The sequence below is a fragment of the Zobellia sp. 1_MG-2023 genome (assembly GCF_030549125.1).
Lineage (GTDB): Bacteria > Bacteroidota > Bacteroidia > Flavobacteriales > Flavobacteriaceae > Zobellia > Zobellia russellii.
Genome location: NZ_JAUOSY010000020.1, coordinates 1 through 1,965 on the forward strand (window position 1 = coordinate 1; position 1,965 = coordinate 1,965).

Genomic DNA, 1,965 nt, shown 5'->3' on the forward strand with positions numbered 1-1,965 from the left:
CGAATATACGAGCATCGGGTGCCACACCATGCTCTGGGACTTCGAAAAGAAGGACTACCATTCATGGGTCTATCAGGAGGGCATCGACAAGAAATTACCGCCGCTGGTCTCTTCCAGAAAGACCGTTCCGGTGGACTATAAGGGCAGGACAATCAAAATAGGCGTTGGCATACACGACAGTTCCTCCGCCCTGTTGCCCTACATCAAGAGCGCCAAAAAGCCTTTCATACTGGTCTCCACGGGCACATGGAGCATTTCCATCAACCCTTTTAACCGGGGGATGCTCAGTGAAGACGATATCGGGAACGGCTCCTTGTTCAACATGAGGATAGACGGAAGTCCCGTAAAGGTTTCCCGCCTGTTCCTGGGCAACGAGTACAAGCTACAGGTAAGGGCGCTCGCGGAGCACTTCAACGTATCCCCAGACGCCCATAAGCAGGTGGAGTTCGATCAGGATACCTTTTTCGAGATCAACAAGGATTTCGTGCACATGTTCAAATGGGACACCATGTCCTCAGCGGACATGCCCGAGAGCACCTCGATACCCTACGACAGGTTCGAGCATGCCTACCACCAGCTGATGCTGGAACTGGTACTGCTCCAGGAGAAAAGTGTAAGGGCGGCGATGGGAAGTTCCGAAATAGGCCAACTTTATGTGGACGGGGGTTTTAGCGACAACAAGATCTACATCCAGCTCCTATCCCATTACATGGGGAACATGAAGCTCAGCACAACGGATTCATCGTTGGGGTCCGCCCTTGGGGCCGCGATCGTTATTTCCGATACGGAGCTGGAGCCCTCGTTCCTGGACAAAAACTACGCTATCAAGAAACACCGGCCGTTCAGCCTAAAATAGACCTATCTTATGAACAAGGAATTCAACCCCGCATATCCTTCAATGGACGATTTGAGAAACAAGGCCATGAAACGTATACCCAAGTTCGCCTTTGAGTACCTGGACGGTGGCTGCAACGAGGACGTGAGCATAGCAAGGAACACCTCGGACATACGCAAGGTACAGCTACAACCTAGGTACCTGAGGAACCAGGGGACCGGTTCGACCAGGACCAAAGTTTTGGGAATGGAGTTCGATGCCCCGTTCGGGATAGCCCCCGTAGGGCTCCAGGGACTGATGTGGCCCAATTCGCCCGAGATATTGGCCAGATCGGCGTTCAAGAACAACATACCCTTTATCCTGAGCACCGTTACCACGATGGATATAGAACGGGCCAGCGAACTGACAGAGGGCAATGCCTGGTTCCAGCTATACAATCCCGCAGAAGATGCCCTTCGCGACGATATCATAAACAGGGCCGAGGCCGCCGGCTGCCCCGTACTGGTACTGCTCTGCGACGTGCCCACCTTTGGCTACAGGCCGCGGGACATCCGCAACGGCCTGGCACTGCCCCCGAAAATGTCGTTGGCCAATATCCTGCAGATTCTGGGCAGGCCCACTTGGGCCATGAACACCCTGAAATACGGGCAGCCCACTTTTGAGACCTTGAAGCCCTATACGCCCGAAGGCCTCAACCTGAAACAGTTGGGACAGTTCATGGACAGAACCTTTTCGGGACGGTTGAACGAGGAAAGGATAGGGCCCATCCGTGATAGATGGAAGGGGAAACTCGTGCTCAAGGGCGTAGCATCGGAACGGGACACACAGGACGCCATTCGCATGGGGTTCGACGGCATCATCGTTTCCAACCATGGCGGAAGGCAGCTGGACGCCGCTCAGTCCACCATTAGTTCCCTTGCCGAGATAGCAGGGAAATACGGTGACCGGATAGAGATCATGATGGACAGCGGACTGCGTTCGGGTCCCGATATCGCAAGGACCATGGCCAGCGGGGCAAAGTTCACCTTTATGGGAAGGTCATTCCTCTACGGGTGCGGGGCACTGGGAAACAAAGGCGGCGACCACACCATTGCCATGTTAAGGACGCAGTTCAAACAGGTCATGGACCA

General features: G+C 54.4%; 1 protein-coding gene and 1 pseudogene. Both read left to right on the forward strand.

What is annotated here, in order from left to right; genetic code table 11:
* Positions 1-856: pseudogene (locus Q4597_RS19640) on the forward strand (FGGY-family carbohydrate kinase); the annotation flags it as partial.
* 9 nt (positions 857-865) lie between these two features.
* The coding region (locus tag Q4597_RS19645) for an alpha-hydroxy acid oxidase (RefSeq protein ID WP_303407798.1) at positions 866-1,965 on the forward strand (1,100 nt) is incomplete at its 3' end.